Consider the following 20,761-nt stretch of genomic DNA (forward strand, 5'->3'; position numbering starts at 1 on the left):
GGCTGGCCAGGTGCGGCCGGTCAGGTGCGGCCGGCTTAGGCGCGGTGGTAGGGATGGTTGGTCATGATGGCCCAGGCGCGGTAGAGCTGTTCGGCCAGCACCACGCGGACCATGGGATGCGGCAGGGTCAGCGAAGACAGCCGCAACTGGCCGCTGCAGGACGCTTTCAGATCGGCGTCCAGGCCGTCCGGGCCGCCGACGAGAAAGGCCACGTCCTGGCCGCCCGCCCGCCATTGTTCGAGCTTTTGCGACAGGGCCATGGTGGTGAGATCGCGGCCGCGCTCGTCCAGCGCCAGGCGCAGGGCGCTGGCGGGCAGGGCGGCTTCGATCCGCCTGGCTTCCGCCGCCATCATCTGCGCGGGCGTCTTGCCGGTGGTGCGGGGCTCGGGCTTGATCTCGCGCAGTTCCAGCGCGCAATCGGCCGGCAGGCGCTTGGCGTAGTCGTCCCAGGCGGTCTGCACCCAATCCGGCATCCGCGTGCCCACGGCCACGACGATGAGCTTCACGGCGTGCTCAGTAACCGGTGCCGTCGTAGGCGCCGTCGCTGGCGATCGGCGCGGGCCGGGTGGATTCCGGCAGGAGCTTCACGCGCACCGGCTTGTCGCCCCAGATCTCTTCCAGGTTGTAGTACTGGCGGATGGCGGGCTGCATGATGTGCACGACCACGTCGCCCAGGTCGACGACGACCCATTCGCCCGTGTCTTCGCCTTCGATGGTGATGCCGGAAAGATCGAGCGCGCGTCCGCGGTCGGCCACGCTGGCGGCCAGCGCCCGGGTCTGGCGGTTGGAGGTGGCGCTTGCAATCACGACGCGATCGAACAGGCTGGTCAGATGCGTGGTGTTGAAAACCTTGATGTCTTGCGCCTTGACGTCTTCGAGGGCGTCGATGACGGCGCGTTGGAGTTTTTGTATATCCATAGCTGCAAATATAACCCGCGCACGGTCAGCAGGAGGCTGGCTCCGGGGCGCTTTCGGCGCCGGGCGGGTAGGGTTTATCGGTAAAGATGGTGCGCCGCAATATACGCCGCGACGGGAGCGGCGAGCAGGCCTTCGGTGGATTCGCCCCGCGCCAGGCGCTGGCGGATCTGGGAGGCCGATACCGGCATGGGGGCAAAAGGCAGTTCCTGAAGCTCGCGGCCCAGGACGCGCAGGTGTTCGGCAAGCGCCGGCGGCGCGCTCAGCGCCGTGCCGGGGCGGGTGGCGACGGCCAGGTCGACCAGGCGGGCGATGTCCTGCCAGTCGCGCCAGGTGCAGAAATTCGCCAGTTGGTCGGCGCCCAGCAGCCAGACATAGTGTGCATCGCGGGGCAGGGCGCGTAGCGTGTCGATCGTGTAGGTGGCGCCGCCGCGCTCGATTTCGACCGGATTGACGGCAAGGCCGGGGTGGCCCGCGACCGCCAGTCGCAGCATGTCGAGGCGCTGTCCGGCCGTGGCGCGCAGCGCCGCGCGCTGCCAGGGGTTGGCCGCCGGGATGAGCTGTACTTCGGCCAGGCCCAGCGCCCGCAGCGCGGTTTGCGCGAGCGCGACGTGCGCGACGTGGACGGGGTCGAAACTGCCGCCCAGGAGCCCGATGCGTTTCAAACCCAGTCCCGCGGTTTCAGGTAGGCGGCCAGTTCCGCCTCGGGCGTGCCGGCTTCCGGATGCCAGTCGTAGCGCCATTGCGCCAGCGGCGGCATGGACAGCAGGATCGATTCGGTGCGTCCGCCGGACTGCAGGCCGAAGAGCGTGCCGCGGTCGAAGACCAGGTTGAATTCGACGTAGCGGCCGCGGCGATAGGCCTGGAAATCGCGTTCGCGTTCCGTGTAGGGCATGCCGCGGCGGCGTTCCACGATGGGTAGGTAGCCGGCGAGGAAGGCATCGCCGACCGAACGGGTCAGGGCGAACGAGGCGTCGAAGCCCGGGGCGTTGAGGTCGTCGAAGAAAATGCCGCCGATGCCGCGCGTTTCACCGCGGTGCTTCAGGAAGAAATACTCGTCGCACCAGCGCTTGTAGCGCGGGTAGTATTCCGCCCCGTGGCCGGCCAGCGCGTCCCGGCACACGGTATGGAAGTGGCGGGCGTCTTCCTCGAACGGATAATAGGGGGTCAGGTCGATGCCGCCGCCGAACCAGAAGATGTCGGCTTCGTCATGGCCGGGGCGGGCGGCGGCGAGGAACATGCGCACGTTCATGTGCGTGGTGGGCACGTAGGGATTGCGCGGGTGCAGCACCATGGAGACGCCCATCGCTTCCCAAGGGCGGCCGGCAAGCTCCGGCCGGTGCGCGCTGGCCGAGGGCGGCAGCTTGGACCCCTGCACGTGGCTGAACAGCACGCCCGCCCGTTCGAACAGATTGCCGCCCTCCAGCAGCCGCGACAGGCCGCCGCCGCCTTCGGGGCGCACCCATTCATCGGCGCGGAAGGCCGCGCCTTCCGCGTCTTCCAGGGCGCCGACGATGCGGGCCTGCAAGCCGGTGAGGTAATCCCTGACTGCGGAGACGGGCAAGGCGGTCATGGGCGGTTCCGGTCAGGCGTTGGACTTGGGTTTCTGCTGCGAGGGCTTGAGCGCGCGCCAGCCGATGTCGCTGCGGTACTGGCGGCCGTCGAAGTGGATGCCGTCGATCGCTTCGTACACGCGGTCGCGGGCCATCTTGACCGAGTCGCCCAGCGCCGTGACGCACAGCACGCGGCCGCCGGTGGTCTTGGTTTCGTCGCCGTCGATCCGGGTGGCGGCGTGGAACACCATGCAGTCCTCGGCGTCGGCGGGCAGGCCGCGGATGGCGTCGCCGGTGCGGGGCGTGTTCGGATAGTTGTGCGCGGCCAGCACGGCGCCCAGCGCGGTGCGGCGGTCCCAGACGATGTCGGCCTGGTCGAGCGTGCCGTCGACGGCGTGTTCCAGGGCGTCGAGCAGGTCGCTCTTGACCCGCATCATGATGGGCTGCGTTTCCGGATCGCCCATGCGGCAGTTGAATTCCAGGGTCTTGATCTCGCGATCGGGGTCGTCGCCGGGGGCGATCATCAGGCCGGCGTACAGGAAGCCGGTGTAGGGGATGCCGTCGCGCGCCATGCCCTGCACGGTCGGCAGGATGATTTCGCGCATGATGCGGTGGTGCAGTTCCGGGGTGACGATGGGCGCGGGCGAATAGGCGCCCATGCCGCCGGTGTTGGGGCCCTGGTCGCCGTCCTGGAGGCGCTTGTGGTCCTGGCTGGTGGCCAGGGCCAGCACGTTGCGGCCGTCGCACATGACGATGAAGCTGGCTTCCTCGCCCACCAGGCATTCCTCGATGACGACGCGCGCGCCGGCCTCGCCCATGGAACCGTCGCCCAGCATGGCGTCCACCGCCGCGTGGGCCTCTTCCAGCGTCGCGGCGACCACGACGCCCTTGCCCGCGGCCAGGCCGTCGGCCTTGATCACGATGGGGGCGCCTTCCTGGTCGATATAGGCATGCGCCTTGGCCGGGTCGGTGAAGGTTTCGTAGCGCGCGGTCGGGATGCTGTGCCGGACCATGAAGGCCTTGGCGTAGTCCTTGGAGCTTTCCAGTTGGGCGGCGGCCTTGGTCGGGCCGAAGATCTTCAGGCCGCGGGCGCGGAACACGTCCACGACGCCGGCGGCCAGGGGCGCTTCGGGGCCGACGACGGTCAGGGCCACGCCTTCGCGCTGCACGAAATCGGCGAGTTCCTCGGCATTGGTGAGCGGGATGTTCTCCATCTGCTCGGCCCGTTGCGTGCCGCCGTTGCCCGGAGCGACGTACACCTTGTGTACGCGCGGAGAGCGGGCCAGCCGCCAGGCGAGGGCATGTTCGCGGCCGCCCGAGCCAATTACCAGGAGTTTCATGTTGGGTGATTCTGAAGGAGGAGTTACTGCGCTTCGTCGAAAATGACGGTCGTATAGACTTCCTGCACGTCGTCCAGGCCTTCCAGGGCGTCGAGCAGCTTCTGCATCTTGATGGCGTCTTCGCCGGCCAGTTCGGTTTCGTTCAGGGCCTTCATGACGATGCCGTCGACTTCGGCCTTCAGGCCGGCGTCGTCGAAGGCGCGGCGCACGGCGGCGTAGTCGGCCGGCGCGCAGACGACTTCGATCACGCCTTCCTCGTCGGTCGCCACGTCTTCGGCGCCGGCCTCGAGGGCGGCTTCCATGACCTTGTCTTCCGAGGTGCCGGGCGCGAACACGAACTGGCCGCAGTGCTTGAACATGAAGGCGACCGAGCCTTCCTGGCCCAGGTTGCCGCCGTTCTTGGCGAAGGCGTGGCGGACTTCGGCGACGGTGCGGGTGCGGTTGTCGGTCATGCAATCGACGATCACGGCCGCGCCGCCGATCCCGTAGCCTTCGTAGCGGACTTCTTCGTAGGCGACGCCGTCCGCGCCGCCCGCGCCGCGCTGGATGGCGCGCTGGATGTTGTCCTTGGGCATGTTGGCGTCGGTGGCCTTGTCCCAGGCCATGCGCAGACGCGGATTGCTGTCCGGGTCGGGGCCCCCGGCGCGCGCCGCCACGGTGATTTCACGAATGATCTTGGTCCAGAGCTTTCCGCGCTTGGCGTCTTGGCGCCCTTTGCGGTGCTGAATATTGGCCCATTTGCTGTGTCCGGCCATGGCTTCCCAGGGATAAATTGTCTGCAAAACGGGCATTTTACCGTGCCGGCGGGCCCTGCGCCCGGGCGAGGGCCGCTTGTGTCCTTCTCGCCACGCGCACAATCGGGGCGGCAGGCTCTACACTTGGGCATCCATCTGATTCCCCGGCCTGGAGAGCTGCACATGCCCGACCCCATCGTCATCGCCAAGAATGCACAGACCGAATTGGCCTTGCTGCCTGCCCTGGCCAACCGGCACGGGTGCATCACCGGGGCCACGGGCACGGGCAAGACGGTCACGCTGCAGGTCCTGGCCGAGTCCTTCTCCCGCATCGGCACGCCGGTGTTCATGGCCGACGTCAAGGGCGACCTGACCGGCATTTCCCAGGCGGGGACGGCCAGCCCCAAGCTGCTGGAGCGCCTGCAGAACCTGGGCCTGAGCGAGCCGGCCTGGGCCGCCAGCCCCGTGACGCTATGGGACGTGTTCGGCGAACAAGGCATGCCGGTCCGGGCCACCGTGTCCGACATGGGGCCCTTGCTGCTCTCCCGCATCCTGGAACTGAACGACACCCAGGAAGGGGTGCTGACCCTGGTGTTCAAGGTGGCGGACGACGAAGGGCAACTGCTGCTGGACCTGAAGGACCTGCGCGCCATGCTCCAGAACGTCGCGGACCGCGCGGCGGAACTGAAGACCCGCTACGGCAACGTGTCGTCGGCCAGCATCGGCGCCATTCAGCGGGGCCTGCTGGCCCTGGAATCGCAGGGGGCGGAGAAATTCTTCGGCGAGCCCATGCTGGACGTGGCCGACCTGATGCGCACGGACGCGCAGGGCCGGGGCATGGTCAACATCCTGGCCGCCGACAAGCTGATGCAGGCGCCGCGCCTGTACGCCATTTTCCTGCTCTGGCTGCTGGCGGACCTGTACGAGAAACTGCCCGAGGTGGGCGATATGGACCAGCCCAAGCTGGTGTTCTTCTTCGATGAAGCCCACCTGCTGTTCAATGACGCGCCCGCCGCGCTGCTGAACAAGATCGAGCAGGTGGTGCGCCTGGTCCGGTCCAAGGGCGTGGGCGTCTATTTCGTCACCCAGAACCCGCTGGACATTCCGGACACGGTGCTGGGGCAGCTCGGCAACCGGGTCCAGCACGCCCTGCGCGCCTTTACGCCGCGCGACCAGAAGGCCGTGAAGACGGCGGCCCAGACCATGCGGCCCAACCCGGGCCTGGACATCGAGGCGGCCATCACCGAACTGGGCGTGGGCGAGGCCCTGGTATCGCTGCTGGACGCCAAGGGCCGGCCCATGCCGACCGAACGCGCCTATATCGTGCCGCCGGCAAGCCGGATCGGCCCCGCGACGGACGCCGAGCGGCAGTCGCTGCGCCAGGGCAGTTTGCTGGCCGCCAAATACGAAAAGTCCATCGACCGGGAGTCGGCCTACGAGGTGCTGGCCGGACGCGCGGCGAAGCCGGCGGGAACGGCGAAGGACGAACCCGGGCAAACCGCGGGCCAGCCGCCGGCCGCCGATGTCGGCGGGGGCCTGATGGGCGGCCTGAACGAGGTCCTGTTCGGATCCACCGGGCCGCGCGGCGGCAAGCGCGACGGCATCGTGCAGACCATGGCCAAGAGCACGCTGCGCTCCGTCGCGCGTGAATTGACCCGCGGCATATTGGGGTCGCTGCTGGGATCCAAGGGCCGCCGTTGAGCCCACACAAGAGGCTGTTGCCGCTTGAAACAGCTTCTTTGTAACTTCAAGCTTCAATAACCTGTCCGTTTGTCATTTTGGGGTGTCGCGCCGGGCCAATTTGTGCCTATGATTCCCGGCTGTGTATCCCCAGCAAAACCAGAGGAAACCGCGGTGTCAAAGAAACATAAGATTGCAGTAATTCCCGGGGACGGGATCGGCAAGGAGGTCGTCCCCGAGGGGTTGAAGGTGCTGGACGCGGTTGCGACGCGGTTCGGCATCGATTTCCAGTGGGACCACTTCGACTGGAGCTGCGACTATTACGCCAAGCACGGCAAGATGATGCCGGACGACTGGCAGGCGCAGATCGGCCAGCACGAAGCCATTTTCTTCGGCTCGATCGGCTGGCCCGCCACGGTGCCCGACCACGAGGCGCTGTGGGGATCGCTGTTCAAGTTCCGCCGCGAATTCGATCAATACATCAACCTGCGCCCCGTGCGCCTGATGCCTGGCGTGCCGTCGCCGCTGAAGGACCGCAAGCCCGGCGAGATCGACTTCTTCATCGTGCGCGAGAACACCGAAGGCGAATACTCCAACAGCGGCGGCCGCCTGTTCGCGGGCACCGAGCGCGAGGTGGTCATCCAGGAGAGCGTGTTTACCCGCATCGGCGCCGACCGCGTCCTCAAATTCGCATTCGAATTGGCGCAAAAGCGCGGCAAGCACCTGACCGCGGCCACCAAGTCCAACGGTATTTCCATTTCGATGCCGTGGTGGGACGAGCGCGTGGCCGACATGGCGGGGAACTATCCCGACGTGCGCTGGGACAAATACCACATCGATATCCTGTGCGCGCATTTCGTGCAGCATCCCGATTGGTTCGACGTGGTGGTGGCTTCCAACCTGTTCGGCGACATCCTCTCCGATCTGGGGCCGGCCTGCACCGGGACGATCGGGATCGCGCCTTCCGCGAACCTGAACCCGGAACGCAAGTTCCCGTCTTTGTTCGAACCGGTGCATGGGTCCGCGCCGGATATCTATGGCAAGGGCATCGCCAATCCGATCGGACAGATCTGGAGCGGCGCTTTGATGCTCGATTTCCTGGGCTATCCCGATGCGTCGGCCGCCGTCGTGCAAGCTATTGAGACGGTATTGGCAGAAGGACCGCGCACGCGGGATATGCAGGGCAACGCCTCTACCGCCGATGTCGGCAGCGCGATTGCGTCGCTGATCTCGGCGGGCTAAGGCATTCGCGAATAAGGCCTATCAGGCTAGTAGATGGAAGATTCAGCTTTTTCCTCCCCCGGCGCCCAGGTGGGCGACGGGCGGGCCGATCGTTTTGTGCGCAAGCTGTTTCGCTTGTTGCGATCGCGCACGCAGAGGCACAACCAGCACCTGTGGCCCTTTGTCAGGATCTGGCGGGACCGGTCGGGCGCCATTTGCGGGTTCCGCGCGTTCGGCCGTTCGCTGCCGGTCACGCCCCTGGAACAGGGGTACGACCCCGGCGATCAGGAAGTGCATCTCATCCTGAGCGGCCCTTCGGTCGCTGAAATCCCCTACGACCGGCTCGACATCCGCGTGGCGATGGGCGTGAACGGCGCCATCGCGCTGGCGCGCAAGTTCGACCTGCCGTTCAAGTACTACTGCATCATCGACCAGAACTTCGTCCGCGACCGCATCGACCTGGTGCGGGAAATCGTGTCGCGCGACCTGACGCTGTACGTGTTGCCCGAAGTGCTGCGCTACATCATGCAGGGCATCCCGCAGGAATCGATCCGCTGCCGGATCTGCATCATCGAATTGATTTCCGAACGCGCCTACCAGCGCAGCGCCGCGCCGGCCGTCCTCAAGCGCATGGCGGCGGCGACGCCCGACGTGAAGCTGCTGGACGCCAAGCAGGGGCTGGGATACAGCTTCGACGTGGCGCTGGGCGTCTTCGACGCCGATACGGTGGCCTATGCCGCCTTGCAGGTGCTGGTGTCCGGCGGAGCCCGCCACGTATACGTGCACGGGCTGGACCTGACGCTGCAGAACGGCCTGCGTTTCTACGACGAGGGGCCTTCCCCACAGGCCAGCAGGCTGGCGCGCAATTTCTCGCGGCTGATCGAGCCGTCTTTCCGGTTCGCGGCCGCGCAGTGGCGCACTCGCGGCGTGTCGGTGTTCAATCTGTCGCCCATCAGCGCGTTATCGGCCGACATCATCGAGCGCCTGGACTGGCAGGTACTGCTGAAGGAATGACGCGGCTGGGCGCCAGGCGCGCAACGCGCCCGGCGCCCGGACGGCGGTCAGTGCGCGCCGGCGGCCGCTTCGGCGGCTCCGCCGCCGCCGCCCACCTTGGCCGATTTCGGGCGGGCGAACCACACAAGGCCCGTCAGCGCCAGGAAGATGATGGCGGACGCGTAGAACACGTCCACCGCCGACATCGTGAAGGCCTGCCCGTTGATCATGGCGTCGACCGTGCTCAAGGCCTGCGGGTGCGTCATGCCCAGCCCGTTCTGCAGCGTATTCAGCGTGTGGTCGAACGCCTGCTGGCCGGGCCTGGCCGCTTCGGTCAATTGCGCGTGATGCATGGTCGCGCGGTTTTCCCAGAGCGTCGTCGCGATCGACGTGCCGAACGCGCCCGCCGTCAGGCGCAGGAAGTTCGACAGGCCGGAGGCGGCGGGGATGCGCCACGGCTCGATGCTGGCGAGCGTGATCGAGGTCAGCGGCACGAAGAAGGCGGCCATGGCCGCGCCCTGGATGATGGTCGGGATCATCAGCGTGCGCACGTCGGTCTGGGTGTTGAATCCCGACCGCATGAAGCACACCAGGGCGAAGATCATGAATGCCACCGTCACGATCTGCCGCGGGTCGCGCGTGGCCAGCATCTTGCCGACGATGGGCGTCAGCAGGATGGCCAGCAGCCCGACCGGCGCCGTCACGAGGCCCGCGTACGTGGCGGTATAGCCCATATTGCTTTGCAGCCACAGCGGCAGCAGCACGACGTTGCCGAAGAAGACGCCGTAGGCCACCGCGAGCGTCAGCGCGCCGACCGTGAAGTTGCGGATCTTGAACAGCCGCAGGTCCACCACGGGATGGGCGTCGGTCAGTTCCCAGATCAGGAAAAAGACGAAGGCCACGAAGGCGGTCGCCGCCAGCGCGATGATGGTGGGGCTGGCGAACCAGTCCAGTTCCTTGCCCTTGTCCAGCATGATCTGCAGCGCGCCCACCCAGACCACCAGCAGCGCCAGGCCGACCTTGTCGATCGGCAGCTTGCGCGTGACCGATTCCCGGTTGCCGTAGATGCGCCAACTGATCCAGGCGGCCAGCAGGCCCACCGGCACGTTGATATAGAAGATCCACGGCCAGGTGTAGTTGTCGGAGATCCAGCCCCCCAGCAGGGGGCCGGCGACGGGGGCGACCAGCGTGGTCATGGACCAGACCGCCAGCGCCATGCCCGCCTTCGACTTGGGGAAGCTGGCCAGCATCAGCGCCTGCGACAGCGGGATCATCGGGCCGGCGACGGCGCCTTGCAGCACGCGGAACGCGATCAGCGCCTCCAGCGAAGGCGAGAAGCCGCACAGCCACGACGCCAGCACGAACAGCAGCGTCGAAATCAGGAAGAGGCGCACCTGCCCGAAGCGCTGCGTCAGCCAGCCCGTGAGCGGCACCGTGATCGCGTTGGCGACGGCGAAGGAGGTGATGACCCACGTGCCCTGGCTGGTGCTGACGCCCAGGTCGCCCGAAATGGTGGGGATGGACACGTTCGCGATCGAGGTGTCCAGCACGTTCATGAACACCGCCGTGGACAGCGCGATGGAACCGATGATGCGGGTTGCGCCTTCCAGCGGCGCATAGGTGCCCGGCGGCCGGGCGGCTTGGGGGGAGGCTCCCGCGTCCGCGGGCTGGGCGGCTGTGCTCATGATGCGAGGTTGGCTTCGATGATCTTGCCGATCATGGCGTCGACTTCGTCGTGGGCGGGTTCAAAGGCGCGCGTCGACCAGGCCGGCTCCTTGCGCTCGGCCTGCGTCAGCGGTTCGCCTTCCTGCTTGCCGACGTCGACTTCCACGTCCATGGACAGGCCCACGCGCAGCGGATGCTTCTTCAGGTCTTCGGGATCCAGCGCGATGCGCACCGGCACGCGCTGCACCACCTTGATCCAGTTGCCGGTGGCGTTCTGGGCGGGCAGCAGGGCGAAGGCGCTGCCCGTGCCGGCGTCCAGGCCGGCGATCGTGCCGTGATAGGTCACCGATCCGCCGTACAGGTCGGCCACCAGCTTGGCCGGCTGGCCGATGCGCATCTTGCGCAACTGGCCTTCCTTGAAGTTCGCCTCGACCCAGACCTGGTCCAGCGGCACGACGGTCATCAGGGCGGCGCCGGGGGCGACGCGCTGGCCGACCTGCACGCTGCGCCGGGCGATCACGCCGGATACCGGGGCGGGCAGCACGGTTCGCGATTGCGCGAGCCAGGCGTTGCGCAGGCCGGCCGCCGCCTGCTGCACGTCGGGATGGTCGGCCACGGTGGTGCCCTGGGTCAGCGCCTGGTTGGTCGCCAGCTTGGCGCGCGAGGCCGCCAGCGCGGCGCGGGCCTGCGCCAGGCCCGACTGGGCGGACTTCAGCGCGGCTTCGGCGTGCAGGATTTCTTCGCCGCTGACGCCGCCCGACTTGGCCAGTTGCTGGCGGCGGTTGACGTCGCTTTGCGCGCGCGTCAGCTCGGCCTGCGCGCGCAGGATGTCGGCATTGCGCAGGTCGACGTCGGCGGCCAGGGCGTCGTTCTGGACGTAGATGGTGCGCACCTGGCGCACCGTCTGCGCCAGCTTGGCCTGGGCCTGTTGCAGGGCCACGTCGGTATCGGCGGGGTCCAGGCGCACCAGCGGCTGGCCAGCGGCGACGGTTTCCGTGTCGTCGGCCTCGATGGCGACGACCGTGCCCGGCACCTGGGGCGTGATCTGCACCAGGTTGCCGTGCACATAGGCGTCGTCGGTGCTTTCGAAGTGGGCGCCGAACAAGGCCCACCAGATGCCGTACGCGATCGCGACGAGGACGAAGGCGCCGGTGGCCAGCAGCAGCAGGCGTTTACGGGCGGGGTTGGCGGCGGGAGGGGCAGCGTTCATGACGTCTGAATCCGGGGATCGTTCAATGGGTGGGGTTCGTGGCGGGCGCGGATCCGGCCGCGGGGACGTAGCCGCCGCCCAGCGCATTCGCCAGGTTGGCGTCCAACTGATAGGCGCGGATGCGCAGGTCGGTGTCCAGGCGGGCCTGGGTCAGCACGCCGGTCTGCGCGATGAGCACGGCGATGTAATTGCCCATGCCGGCCCTGTAGCGCTTGACGGCCAGGTCGTAGGCGGCATCGATCGCTTCGCGGGCCTGGCGCTGCTCGGCCTTTTCCTGGTCCAGCAGGCGCAGGCCGTCGAGGGCGTCGGCAACCTGGTGCACGGCGTCCAGCACGGTCTGGTTGTAGTCCGACACCGCGAGGTCGGCGTCGGCGCGGCGGCCCGCCAGATTGGCGTTCAGCTCGCCGCCATGGAAGATCGGCAGGGTGACGGCCGGACCGAAGCCGGCCATGCGGGCGTCGGCGCCCAGCAGGTTGCCGGTGCCCATGGCCTGGAAGCCGGCGAACGCCACCAGGTTCACGTTGGGGTAGAACTCGGCCTTGGCGCTGTCGATGGCGTGCCGGGCGGCCTCGGCGCGCCATTTCGCGGCCGCCACGTCGGGACGATGGCCCAGCAGGTCCAGCGGCACGCTGGCGGGGATGCCGCCGGCCGGCGCGGTCAGCGCCACGGGCGTCAGGGACTGTCCGCGCTGCGGTCCGGCGCCGGCCAGCGCCGCGACCTGGTTGCGCAATTGCGCCAGGGTGGTCTCGGTCTGGGTCAGTTCCACCTTGCCGGCGGCCAGCGACGATTCCGCCTGCTTGACCTCCACCTGGGTGTCCAGCCCGGCCTTGTAGCGGCCCTGGGTCAGCGACAGCACCTCGGCGCGCTGGGCCAGCACGCGGTTCAGGACGTCGCGCTGCGCGAAGGCGTTCTGCAGGTTCAGGTAGGCGCGCACCGTGGCGCTGGCCAGCACGTTGCGCGCCGCCTGCGCGTCGGCCGCGGCGGCCTGCTGCTGCGATACGGCCGACTGCAGGCGCGAGCGGTTCTTGCCCCAGAAATCCAGCTCGTAGCTGAAGTCCAGCGCCAGCCGGTTGTCGCTGACGACCGAGCCGCCCAGCGGGGCGGGGTAGATGTAGTCCTTGGACAGGTGCTCGCGGGTCAGCGCATAGTTGGCGTCCACGCGCGGCAGCAGCGGCGCGCGGGCCGTGCTGACGGCGGCGTTGGCCCGGGCCAGGCGGGCCTGGGCCGCGCTCATCGAGGGGTTGTTCGCCAGGGCTTCATCCAGCAGCGCGTTGAGCTGCGGATCGCCGTAGCGCTGCCACCATTGCGTGGCGGGCCAGGCGGCGTCCTGGCCGGTCAAGCCCAGCTTGGCCGCATCCAGCGCCGCCACGGGTTCGGGCCCGGGTTCCATCAGTGCGCAACCGCTCAGGGCCAGCACCAATACGGTAGAAAGAAGGCGTTTCATCCTGACTGTTTGCTGAAAGTAATTGATTAATCTGTATTTGCCTAGGCAATTATTATGCCAAACAAAACCCCCATGGGAGGGGGAAGTGCGCGCTGGCAGCGTGCTTCAGGCGGAGCCGTTGGCGAGCATGCGCCGCAGGAAGTGCATGAGCTGGGAGACTTCGTCGGTCGAGAATCCGCGCAGGTGATGGTTGAGCGAGCGGGCGATGTTGGCCGGGATCTCGCGCGCCTTGGCCTCGCCCAGTTCGGTGAGTTCGATCTTGACCACGCGGCGGTCTTCCTGGCTGCGGCTGCGGCGCAGCAGGCCCTTGGCTTCCAGGCGGTCCAGCGCGCGGGTCATGGCGCCCGTGTCCATGCCGTTGAGCCGCGCCAGTTCCGCGGGCGTATCGGCGCGGCCCAGGAAGACCATGGCGATGGGGCGCCATTGCATGGCGGTGAGGTCCAGCGGAGCCATTTCCTGGTCCAGCATCCGGTTCAGGGAGTTGTAGACCTGCTTGATGAGGAAACCGGCGTTGTCCTCCATCATGCAGCGGGCGTCGCTGCGGTAGTGGACGGGGTTGTCGGGCGTGGAGGGGGGAGGCGCGGCATTCATGCGCCGAATTTTACTGCCTAGTCAGTTATTGTCAAGGCTGTATCTTCGTCGGCGCTTGGACGGGCGGCGCGGCCGGCGCCTGCTTGCGCAGGCCCGACCAGACGATGGCCGCCACGATCAGGGCGGCGCCCGCCATCATGCGCGGGGTGGGCTGCTGGCTGAACAGCGCCCAGGCGAAGGCGATGGCGTAGACCGGTTCCAGGGCGATGACCAGCCCGGCGCTGCGGGCATTGAGCCGGGTCAGGCTGGACACGAACAGGTAGTGGGACAGGCCCGTGCAGAAGATGCCCAGCAGCGCCAGCCAGAACAGGTCCAGGGCGGGCAGGGCCGGCAACTGGCCGGCGGCGAAGGGCAGCATCACCAGCGCGACGACCAGGTTCTGCCAGCACGCGACCTGCATCGGGTCCATGCCGGAGGCCGAGCGGCGGTTGCTCAATGCCAGCAGCGCGAAGCTCAGGCCCGACAGCAGGCCCCAGGCGAGGCCGATCGTGCCCTGGTCGGCCAGGTCGAACGAGGGGGTGACCAGCACCAGCCCGGCGGTCACCAGGCCCAGCAGCAGCCATTCCGCCGGGCGGATGCGCTCGCGGAAGATCAGGCCTTCGAACAGCGTGATGAAGGCCGGGAAGCTGGCGAAGCCCAGCGTCGCGATGGCGATGCCGCCGACCTTGACCGAAATGAAGAAGGTGACCCAGTGCCCCGCCAGCAGGGCGCCGGCCACGACCAGCACGAACAGTTGCGCGGGCGTGAGGGCGCCCAGCAGCGGCTTGCGGCGCATGCGGGCGAAGAGCCCCAGCGAAACCACCGCGAAGGCGGCCCGCCCCAGGGTGATCACGGCGGCGCTGGCCTGTATCAGTTCGCCGAATACGCCGGTCAGGCCGAAAAGCACGGCGGCAATGTGGATGTAGGTAAGGGCGCGGTGTCGAGTCATGCGGGGGGAGCCAAAAAGTGCAATTATTTGTGCACTGAACATAAAATCATCGCATGAATCGCCTTGCCGAGTTTTTGCCGCTACTCCGTCCTTCCAGCCGCGCGGCCGGAATCCTCATGGCGACCCTGGGCGCGGTCCTGTTTTCGGCCAAGGCCATCGTGGTCAAGTTCACCTACCGCTACGGTATCGACGCGGTCACCCTCATCGCCTTCCGCATGCTGTTCGCCATGCCGTTTTTCGCGGCCGTGGCGTGGCACCAGTCGCGCCGCGCCTCGCGCGGCGAGATCGTCGTCCTGACGCGCAAGGAACGCCTGCAGGTGTGCGTGCTGGGGCTGCTGGGCTATTACCTGTCCAGCTTCCTGGATTTCCTGGGGCTGCGCTACGTCACCGCCAGCCTGGAACGGCTGATCCTGTTCCTGTCGCCGTCGCTCGTCGTGCTGCTGTCGGCGTTCTGGTTCAAGCGGCCGGTCGAGCGCCGCCAATGGATGGCCATGGTGCTGTCCTACGCCGGCGTGGTGCTGGTGTTCGCCCATGATCTCTCCTTCGGCGGAGGCGAGGTGCTGTTAGGGTCTTTATTCGTTTTCGGGTCGGCCGCAAGCTATTCTGTGTACCTGATTTGTTCAGGGGAACTGATCAAGCGGGTCGGCGCGACGCGCCTGGTGGCCTATGCCATGCTGGTGTCCTGCGTGGCCTGCATCGTCCAGTTCTTTGCCGTGCATCCGCCGGCTATGCTCGTCCAGCCCGCGGGGGTCTATGGATATTCCGTGATCCACGCCACCCTGAACACCGTGGTGCCGGTGTTCATGCTGATGTGGGCGGTGGCGCTGATCGGCGCGCCCACCGCGTCGCTGCTGGGCATGCTGGGGCCGGTGTCGGTGCTGTTCCTGGCGTCATGGTTCCTGCACGAGCCCATCACGGTGTGGCAGATGGCGGGGACCGCGCTGGTGCTGGCTGGTGTGTTCGCGTTGATGGGGGGCGGGCCTGGCAAGACGGCGTCCGCCAGGCAGCGCGAGGCGCGGCCGTCTCGTTGAATCCGGTTTTCCCGCTTAGTTCGCATTATTTCCAATGAAAGGAGGCCAGCATGGCCAGCAATCTCGTCAAGGCAATTCGTATCGAGCAGCACGGTGGTCCCGAAGTCCTGAAGCTGGTCGAGGTGGAAGTGCCTCCGCCCGCCGCCAATGAAGTCACGATCCAGCAGCATGCCGCCGGGCTGAATTTCATCGATATCTATTTCCGCACGGGCTTGTATCCCCATCCGCTGCCCCATGGCCTGGGCTTCGAGGGCGCGGGCGTCGTGACCGCCGTGGGCGCCGACGTCAAGCACCTGAAGACGGGCGACCGCGTCGCCTACGGCCAGAGCCCCATCGGCGCCTACGCGCAGGCGCGCAACGTGCCCGCCGCGCAGGTCGTCAAGGTGCCCAAGGGCATCGGCTTCGACGAGGCCGCCGCGCTGATGCTCAAGGGCCTGACGGTGCAGTACCTGTTCCGCCAGACCTACCGCCTGCAGGGCGGCGAAACCATCCTGTTCCACGCCGCCGCGGGCGGGGTCGGGCTGATCGCCTGCCAATGGGCCAAGGCGCTGGGCGTGAAGCTGATCGGCACGGTCTCCAGCCCCGAGAAGGCCGAGCTGGCCCGCGCCAACGGCGCCTGGGAAACCATCGACTATTCGCGCGAAAACGTGGCCGAGCGCGTGCTGGCGCTGACCGGCGGCAAGAAGGTGCCGGTGGTGTACGACGGCGTGGGCAAGGACACCTGGGAAACCTCGCTGGACTGCATCGAGCCGCGCGGCCTGATGGTGAGCTTCGGCAACGCCTCCGGCCCGGTGGCGGGCGTCAACCTGGCGACGCTGAACCAGAAGGGCAGCCTGTACGTGACGCGCCCGTCGCTGGGCATCCACGTGAACACGCTGGAAAAGTTGCAGGCCGCGTCCGAGGAACTGTTCGACCTGGTCCTGAAGAAGAAGATCAAGGTCCGCATCGACCAGCGCTATCCCCTGGCGCAGGCCGGCGAGGCGCAGACCGCCCTGGCCTCGCGCAAGACCACCGGCGCCACGGTGCTGATGCTGGACTGACCGGCGCCTGGCGCCGCGCGGCCCTGGGCAGGGCCGCGCCGGACCCGGCACGACGCGGCGGCGTCGTGCCGGGTTTGTTTTTGGAGACGGCGGCGGGGGCGCCGTGCGCAGAATGACAAATCGCCATGCACGGCCCGACAAGCCAGCCGCCGACGCCGTTGCTATTCTGGCTCCGACCTTTTCGTTGGAGTTCCGAATGCCTGCTGCAAGCGCTTCCTCCGCCGACCGCCCAGAACTGGGCGCCATCCGCGAGTCCATGCTCATCGACGGCAAGCCGGTGCGCGAAGGGCAGGGCGAGCCCATCGCCGTGCATGACCCCGCCACCGGCCAGGTCATCGCCCACCAGCCCGATGCCGGCCCCGTCCAGATCGACCTGGCCGTGCAGGCCGCAAGGCGCGCGTTCGATGCCGGCCCCTGGCGCGACATGCTGCCCGCGGGGCGCGAGCGCCTGCTGCTGAAGCTGGCGGACCTGGTCGAGCAGCACGGCAATGAACTGGCCCGGCTGGAAACGCTGAACAACGGCAAGCTGCTGGGCGTGGCCCAGGGGCTGGAAGTCGGGTCCGGCGCGCAGTGGCTGCGCTACATGGCGGGCTGGGCCACCAAGATCACCGGCGACACGCTGTCCCTGTCCATTCCATTTCCGCCCGGCGTCCGATACAGCGCCCAGACCCTGCCGCAGGCCGTGGGCGTGGTCGCGGCGATCATTCCCTGGAATTTCCCGCTGCTGATGGCGATCTGGAAGATCGCGCCCGCCCTGGCGGCCGGCTGCACCGTGGTGCTCAAGCCCGCCGAGGAAACCCCGCTGACCGCGCTGCGCCTGGGCGAACTGGTGCTGGAGGCGGGTTTTCCGCCCGGCGTGGTCAACGTCGTGACGGGCAGGGGCGAGACCGCCGGCGCGGCGCTGGTGGCGCACCCCGGCATCGACAAGATCGCGTTCACCGGTTCCACCGAGGTGGGCAAGCTGATCGGCCGCGCGGCGATGGACGGCATGAAGCGGGTGTCGCTGGAACTGGGCGGCAAGTCGCCGGTGATCGTGCTGGACGACTGCGACGTCGACCGCGCCGTGCAGGGCGCCGCGGCCGCCATTTTCTTCAACCAGGGCCAGGTGTGCACCGCCGGCTCGCGGCTGTACGTGCAGAAAGGCCTTTACGCCAAGGTCGTCCAGGGGCTGGCCGACCTGGCCGCGGGCATGAAGCTGGGCTCGGGATTCGACCCGGCCACGCAGATCGGCCCGTTGGTATCCGCGCGCCACCGGCAGCGCGTCATGGACTACATCGGCATCGGCCGCGCCGAGGGCGGGCGCGTCCTGGCGGGCGGCGGCGCCGGCGACGGAGCGGGCTATTTCGTGCAGCCCACCGTGTTCGCCGGCCTGCGGCCGGACGCCCGGATCGTGCGCGAGGAGATCTTCGGACCGGTCGTCGTGGCGCAGCCCTTCGACAGCCTGGACGACGCCGTGCGGCTGGCCAACGACAGCGCCTTCGGCCTGGGCGCGAGCCTCTGGAGCAACGACCTGGCGCGGGTCCAAAGCCTGATCCCGCGCATCGCCGCCGGAACGATCTGGGTGAACACGCACAACATGCTGGATCCCAACATGCCTTTCGGCGGATTCAAGCAGTCCGGCATCGGCCGCGAGCACGGCCGCGCCGTGCTGGACCTGTACCTGGAGAAGAAGTCGGTTTGTATCGCTTACTAGAACGACGGTAGCGCGGCCCAAGCCGGGAGATACCGGCGGCCGCCCCGTCATGAAACCAAGGGGAAATGCATGGCAGGCAAGACGGTTTGCCGGACCTGGAGACGCGCGGCGCTGCTGTTGGCGTGCGTGGCGGCGTCGCAGGCGGCATGGGCGGGAGATCCCAGCGCGCGCGATTGGATACCCGCGCCGGTGGGCACCAATCTTATCGCCGGGTATATGGCCGGGCTGCGCTCGTCGGGGCTGTACGCCGAAGGCAGGCGGGTGGACGGCGCTTCGGTCGACGTGAACGCGCTGGTGTATCGCCAGATGCACTACCGCGATTTCTACGGCAAGACGGTGCAGCTCGAATTCATCGTGCCGATGTACCGGACCTCGCTGGACCTGCCCGGCGTGCCGGGCGATCACCAGACGGGCATCGGCGACGTGACCCTCGGGTCGGCGGTCTGGCTGTACAACAACGAGCAGACCCGGACCTGGTTCGCCTGGGAGCCGTTCATCGTGGCGCCGGTGGGGCGCTACGACGGTTCGCGCCCCGACGTGTCGCCGGGCAAGAACCGATGGTCCACCATCCAGGATTTTTCCTTCGTGAAGGGGATCGGCGAATCCACCTACCTGGAAGCCATCGCGGAAGTGGAAATCTATGGCCGCAACACCGATTGGTATGGGCAGACGCTGAAGAAGGATCCCTCGTTCCGCTTCTTCGCCCTGGCCTCGACCAACCTGACGCCCGATACCTACACCGGGGTGCGCTACCGCTATGAAACGGGCGGGCGGGAAACGTCCTCGGGCGAGACCGTCGCCACGCGGGCGCGCAACCACCAACTGGCCGTCGAGCTGACGCACCAGATCAACGACGCCAACCAGATTCAGATGCAGTACATCCACGACCTGAAGGTCGAGAACGGGCCGCGGATGCGTGGCGTGCAGTTGCGCTACGTCTACGCATTCTAGGAAATCGGATCATGAGACCAGGAGAATATCGATGAATGCGCTTCGTGCCAGATCACGCGCATCGCGGGCCGGGCGATGGGCGCTGTGCGCCGCCCTGGCGGCCTCGGCCGGGTTCGCCCGGGCGGACCTGCCCGTGGAGGAGCTCAAGGGCGGCGCCCGTCTGCCGCCGGCCACGCCGCACCGGCTGTACGTGATGGACGCCGTCTTCAACCACCTGGTGGACAGCCGGGTGAATGTCTACGACGGCGACACCATGAAATTCCTGGGGCTGGTGCCCACGTCGTTCAACGGCCACATGACCGTGTCCGCGGACGGCAAGGACATCTACGTGATGACGACCTACTACGAACGGCTCAACCGCGGCAAGCGCACCGACGTGGTCGAAGCCTGGGACGCCGAGACGCTGACGCCCAAGTTCGAGGTGCCCATTCCGCAGAAGCGGGCGCAGGCGCTGAACTACCGCAACTATCTGCGGCAGAGCACCGACGGCGGGCTGCTGTTCGTGCAGAACGCGACGCCCGCTTCCTCGGTCACGGTGGTGGACCTGAAGACGCGCCAGTTCACGGACGAGATCACCGCCGCCGCGGGATGCTGGAGCATCATCGTCCTGCCGTCGCGTCCGCGCAGCTTCGCCAGCATCTGCGGCGACGGCGCGCTGCTGACCGTCGACCTGGACCCGGCCGGCAAGCCGGCGGGCCAGCAGCGCAGCCAGCCCATGTTCGATCCGGAGAAGGACCCGGTCTTCACGCACACCGAGAACCTGGGCAACACCTTCTACTTCGTTTCCTACAACGGCAACGTCTACAGCGCGGACTTCAGCGGCCCGGAGGCCGCCTTCGGCCAGCCCTGGTCCCTGCTGGATCCGTCGGGCAAGGACCGGGGCTGGCGGCCGGGCGGCTACAACCTGCTGGCCGTGAACCAGGCAAGCAAGCGGCTCTACGTCGGCATGCATCCGGACGGCGCGGAAGGCACGCACAAGACGCCCGCCGCCGAGATCTGGGTCTATGACCTGGGCACCCGCAAGCGGGTGGCGCGGGTGCCGGGCCGGAACGCGCTGTCGATGTCGGTATCGCAGGACGACGCTCCGCGCCTCTACACCCTGGACGGCGGCAACGTGAATATCTATGACGCCGCGCCGGCCGCCCCGGTCCTCAAGGGCACGATCGAGGCCGCGGGCGAGACCGCGCTACAGGTCGAGCCGCAACCGCGAGGCGCGCGATGAACGATCCCGTCCTGCTCTATGCCGCGAGCGCGGCGCTGGCCTGCGTGCTGCTCCTGGGCGCGCTGGAAAAGCTGAAGGACGTGGCGGGCTTCGCCGCGGCCGTATCGGGCTACCGGATCCTGCCGGCGGGCTGGACCTACCCGTTCGCGTGGGCCTACGCGCTGGCCGAGGCGCTGGCCGGCGTCTTGCTGCTGGTGCCGTCGCGCCAGGCGGCGGGCGCGGAACTGGCGCTGCTGGTGCTGGCGGCGGCCACCCTGGCGCTGGCCTTCAATCTGCTGCGCGGCCATCGCGACATCGATTGCGGCTGCGGCGGACCGGCATCCGCCGGACCGGGCCGGCGGGGCGGCGGGCTGTCGTGGTGGCTGGTCCTGCGCAACGCGATCCTGGCGCTGTGGACGGCGCCCGCGTTTCTCGCCGCGGCGGAGGGCTCCCGCGGGCTGCAATGGGCGGATGCCGCCGCCGTCTTCGGGCTGGCGATGTCCGCGGTGGGCCTGTATTTCACCGTCAATCACCTCTTGGCCTCGCACCTCAAGCTGCGGAATCTTTGAAG

General features: G+C 67.9%; 20 protein-coding genes. 9 read left to right on the top strand and 11 right to left on the bottom strand.

The features are described from left to right. Nucleotides 1-35 precede the first annotated feature (35 nt). The 6 genes from rlmH to WHX56_RS14770 all read right to left on the bottom strand — a co-directional run bounded on the left by rlmH (nt 36) and on the right by WHX56_RS14770 (nt 4,563). The gene (gene rlmH, locus WHX56_RS14745) at nt 36-506 is read right to left on the bottom strand and encodes a 23S rRNA (pseudouridine(1915)-N(3))-methyltransferase RlmH (protein ID WP_129240622.1); all 471 of its coding nucleotides are present in this window, start codon (nt 504-506) and stop codon (nt 36-38) included. A 7-nt stretch (nt 507-513) separates the two neighbouring features. Further along, complete coding sequence (gene rsfS, locus WHX56_RS14750) at nt 514-918, bottom strand: ribosome silencing factor (RefSeq protein ID WP_129240621.1); 405 nt, start codon at nt 916-918, stop codon at nt 514-516. Nucleotides 919-992: 74 nt separating this feature from the next. Continuing rightward, nucleotides 993-1,580 (bottom strand): nicotinate (nicotinamide) nucleotide adenylyltransferase, encoded by a 588-nt coding sequence (nadD, locus tag WHX56_RS14755; RefSeq protein ID WP_338881662.1) that lies wholly within the window; start codon nt 1,578-1,580, stop codon nt 993-995. After that, nucleotides 1,577-2,488, bottom strand: coding sequence for an oxygen-dependent coproporphyrinogen oxidase (hemF, locus tag WHX56_RS14760; RefSeq protein WP_129240619.1), 912 nt, complete (start codon nt 2,486-2,488; stop codon nt 1,577-1,579). Before hemF ends, nadD begins: the two co-directional genes overlap by 4 nt. A 12-nt stretch (nt 2,489-2,500) precedes the next feature. Next, nucleotides 2,501-3,808: a phosphoribosylamine--glycine ligase gene (gene purD / locus WHX56_RS14765; protein ID WP_129240618.1), complete on the bottom strand. Its 1,308-nt coding sequence runs from the start codon at nt 3,806-3,808 to the stop codon at nt 2,501-2,503. 23 nt (nt 3,809-3,831) lie between these two features. Then, a complete protein-coding gene (locus WHX56_RS14770; RefSeq protein WP_129240649.1) occupies nt 3,832-4,563 on the bottom strand; it encodes a YebC/PmpR family DNA-binding transcriptional regulator in 732 nt (243 codons plus the stop codon). A gap of 162 nt (nt 4,564-4,725) precedes the next feature. On the opposite strand from WHX56_RS14770, the gene WHX56_RS14775 reads away from it, so the two are divergent. The 3 genes from WHX56_RS14775 (at nt 4,726) to WHX56_RS14785 (ending at nt 8,457) form a co-directional block, all read left to right on the top strand. Continuing rightward, the gene (locus WHX56_RS14775) at nt 4,726-6,243 is read left to right on the top strand and encodes a helicase HerA-like C-terminal domain-containing protein (protein ID WP_129240617.1); all 1,518 of its coding nucleotides are present in this window, start codon (nt 4,726-4,728) and stop codon (nt 6,241-6,243) included. A 153-nt stretch (nt 6,244-6,396) separates the two neighbouring features. Next, entirely contained in the window at nt 6,397-7,464 is a 1,068-nt protein-coding gene (locus WHX56_RS14780; protein ID WP_338881663.1) for a tartrate dehydrogenase, read from the top strand. Between the two features lie 33 nt (nt 7,465-7,497). Beyond that, the gene (locus tag WHX56_RS14785; protein WP_287752196.1) at nt 7,498-8,457 is read left to right on the top strand and encodes a hypothetical protein; all 960 of its coding nucleotides are present in this window, start codon (nt 7,498-7,500) and stop codon (nt 8,455-8,457) included. Between the two features lie 47 nt (nt 8,458-8,504). Here the strand turns inward: WHX56_RS14785 and WHX56_RS14790 are convergent, their stop codons facing one another. From WHX56_RS14790 to WHX56_RS14810, 5 genes are all read right to left on the bottom strand, one after another. Further along, on the bottom strand, nt 8,505-10,121 hold the full coding sequence (locus tag WHX56_RS14790) for a DHA2 family efflux MFS transporter permease subunit (protein ID WP_287752198.1): 1,617 nt from the start codon (nt 10,119-10,121) through the stop codon (nt 8,505-8,507). Continuing rightward, the gene (locus WHX56_RS14795) at nt 10,118-11,311 is read right to left on the bottom strand and encodes an efflux RND transporter periplasmic adaptor subunit (RefSeq protein ID WP_129240613.1); all 1,194 of its coding nucleotides are present in this window, start codon (nt 11,309-11,311) and stop codon (nt 10,118-10,120) included. The genes WHX56_RS14790 and WHX56_RS14795 overlap by 4 nt, the downstream gene beginning before the upstream one ends. A gap of 22 nt (nt 11,312-11,333) precedes the next feature. Beyond that, nucleotides 11,334-12,755 carry an efflux transporter outer membrane subunit gene (locus tag WHX56_RS14800; RefSeq protein WP_287752202.1) on the bottom strand — a complete coding sequence of 474 codons (1,422 nt, stop codon included), beginning with the start codon at nt 12,753-12,755 and terminating at the stop codon, nt 11,334-11,336. 105 nt (nt 12,756-12,860) lie between these two features. Beyond that, the gene (locus tag WHX56_RS14805; RefSeq protein ID WP_129240611.1) at nt 12,861-13,346 is read right to left on the bottom strand and encodes a MarR family winged helix-turn-helix transcriptional regulator; all 486 of its coding nucleotides are present in this window, start codon (nt 13,344-13,346) and stop codon (nt 12,861-12,863) included. 31 nt (nt 13,347-13,377) lie between these two features. After that, nucleotides 13,378-14,274 carry a DMT family transporter gene (locus WHX56_RS14810; protein WP_287752204.1) on the bottom strand — a complete coding sequence of 299 codons (897 nt, stop codon included), beginning with the start codon at nt 14,272-14,274 and terminating at the stop codon, nt 13,378-13,380. A gap of 53 nt (nt 14,275-14,327) precedes the next feature. On the opposite strand from WHX56_RS14810, the gene WHX56_RS14815 reads away from it, so the two are divergent. The 6 genes from WHX56_RS14815 (at nt 14,328) to WHX56_RS14840 (ending at nt 20,759) form a co-directional block, all read left to right on the top strand. Continuing rightward, nucleotides 14,328-15,305, top strand: coding sequence for a DMT family transporter (locus WHX56_RS14815; protein WP_287752205.1), 978 nt, complete (start codon nt 14,328-14,330; stop codon nt 15,303-15,305). Between the two features lie 50 nt (nt 15,306-15,355). Next, nucleotides 15,356-16,345: a quinone oxidoreductase family protein gene (locus WHX56_RS14820; protein WP_129240608.1), complete on the top strand. Its 990-nt coding sequence runs from the start codon at nt 15,356-15,358 to the stop codon at nt 16,343-16,345. A gap of 196 nt (nt 16,346-16,541) precedes the next feature. Next, entirely contained in the window at nt 16,542-18,038 is a 1,497-nt protein-coding gene (styD, locus tag WHX56_RS14825; protein WP_338881668.1) for a phenylacetaldehyde dehydrogenase StyD, read from the top strand. A 69-nt stretch (nt 18,039-18,107) separates the two neighbouring features. Continuing rightward, nucleotides 18,108-18,989, top strand: coding sequence for a transporter (locus WHX56_RS14830; RefSeq protein WP_338881670.1), 882 nt, complete (start codon nt 18,108-18,110; stop codon nt 18,987-18,989). 31 nt (nt 18,990-19,020) lie between these two features. Then, nucleotides 19,021-20,211 carry an amine dehydrogenase large subunit gene (locus WHX56_RS14835; protein WP_338881671.1) on the top strand — a complete coding sequence of 397 codons (1,191 nt, stop codon included), beginning with the start codon at nt 19,021-19,023 and terminating at the stop codon, nt 20,209-20,211. After that, nucleotides 20,208-20,759, top strand: a complete 552-nt coding sequence (locus WHX56_RS14840; RefSeq protein WP_338881672.1) for a MauE/DoxX family redox-associated membrane protein — start codon at nt 20,208-20,210, stop codon at nt 20,757-20,759. The genes WHX56_RS14835 and WHX56_RS14840 overlap by 4 nt, the downstream gene beginning before the upstream one ends. Nucleotides 20,760-20,761 lie beyond the last annotated feature (2 nt).

This window comes from Achromobacter veterisilvae (genome assembly GCF_037619525.1).
In the GTDB taxonomy this organism is placed as follows: Bacteria; Pseudomonadota; Gammaproteobacteria; order Burkholderiales; family Burkholderiaceae_B; genus Achromobacter; species Achromobacter veterisilvae.

Excerpts from the sequence above, each read along its gene's own strand:
- WHX56_RS14795 (WP_129240613.1), bottom strand. The coding sequence starts at position 11,311 with ATGAACGCTGCCCCTCCCGCCGCCAACCCCGCCCGTAAACGCCTGCTG.
- WHX56_RS14775 (WP_129240617.1), top strand. The coding sequence starts at position 4,726 with ATGCCCGACCCCATCGTCATCGCCAAGAATGCACAGACCGAATTGGCC.
- purD (WP_129240618.1), bottom strand. The coding sequence starts at position 3,808 with ATGAAACTCCTGGTAATTGGCTCGGGCGGCCGCGAACATGCCCTCGCC.
- styD (WP_338881668.1), top strand. The coding sequence starts at position 16,542 with ATGCCTGCTGCAAGCGCTTCCTCCGCCGACCGCCCAGAACTGGGCGCC.
- WHX56_RS14830 (WP_338881670.1), top strand. The coding sequence starts at position 18,108 with ATGGCAGGCAAGACGGTTTGCCGGACCTGGAGACGCGCGGCGCTGCTG.
- WHX56_RS14820 (WP_129240608.1), top strand. The coding sequence starts at position 15,356 with ATGGCCAGCAATCTCGTCAAGGCAATTCGTATCGAGCAGCACGGTGGT.
- WHX56_RS14790 (WP_287752198.1), bottom strand. The coding sequence starts at position 10,121 with ATGAGCACAGCCGCCCAGCCCGCGGACGCGGGAGCCTCCCCCCAAGCC.
- WHX56_RS14800 (WP_287752202.1), bottom strand. The coding sequence starts at position 12,755 with ATGAAACGCCTTCTTTCTACCGTATTGGTGCTGGCCCTGAGCGGTTGC.
- WHX56_RS14835 (WP_338881671.1), top strand. The coding sequence starts at position 19,021 with ATGAATGCGCTTCGTGCCAGATCACGCGCATCGCGGGCCGGGCGATGG.
- hemF (WP_129240619.1), bottom strand. The coding sequence starts at position 2,488 with ATGACCGCCTTGCCCGTCTCCGCAGTCAGGGATTACCTCACCGGCTTG.
- WHX56_RS14770 (WP_129240649.1), bottom strand. The coding sequence starts at position 4,563 with ATGGCCGGACACAGCAAATGGGCCAATATTCAGCACCGCAAAGGGCGC.
- WHX56_RS14785 (WP_287752196.1), top strand. The coding sequence starts at position 7,498 with ATGGAAGATTCAGCTTTTTCCTCCCCCGGCGCCCAGGTGGGCGACGGG.
- WHX56_RS14810 (WP_287752204.1), bottom strand. The coding sequence starts at position 14,274 with ATGACTCGACACCGCGCCCTTACCTACATCCACATTGCCGCCGTGCTT.
- WHX56_RS14815 (WP_287752205.1), top strand. The coding sequence starts at position 14,328 with ATGAATCGCCTTGCCGAGTTTTTGCCGCTACTCCGTCCTTCCAGCCGC.
- WHX56_RS14840 (WP_338881672.1), top strand. The coding sequence starts at position 20,208 with ATGAACGATCCCGTCCTGCTCTATGCCGCGAGCGCGGCGCTGGCCTGC.
- WHX56_RS14805 (WP_129240611.1), bottom strand. The coding sequence starts at position 13,346 with ATGAATGCCGCGCCTCCCCCCTCCACGCCCGACAACCCCGTCCACTAC.
- rsfS (WP_129240621.1), bottom strand. The coding sequence starts at position 918 with ATGGATATACAAAAACTCCAACGCGCCGTCATCGACGCCCTCGAAGAC.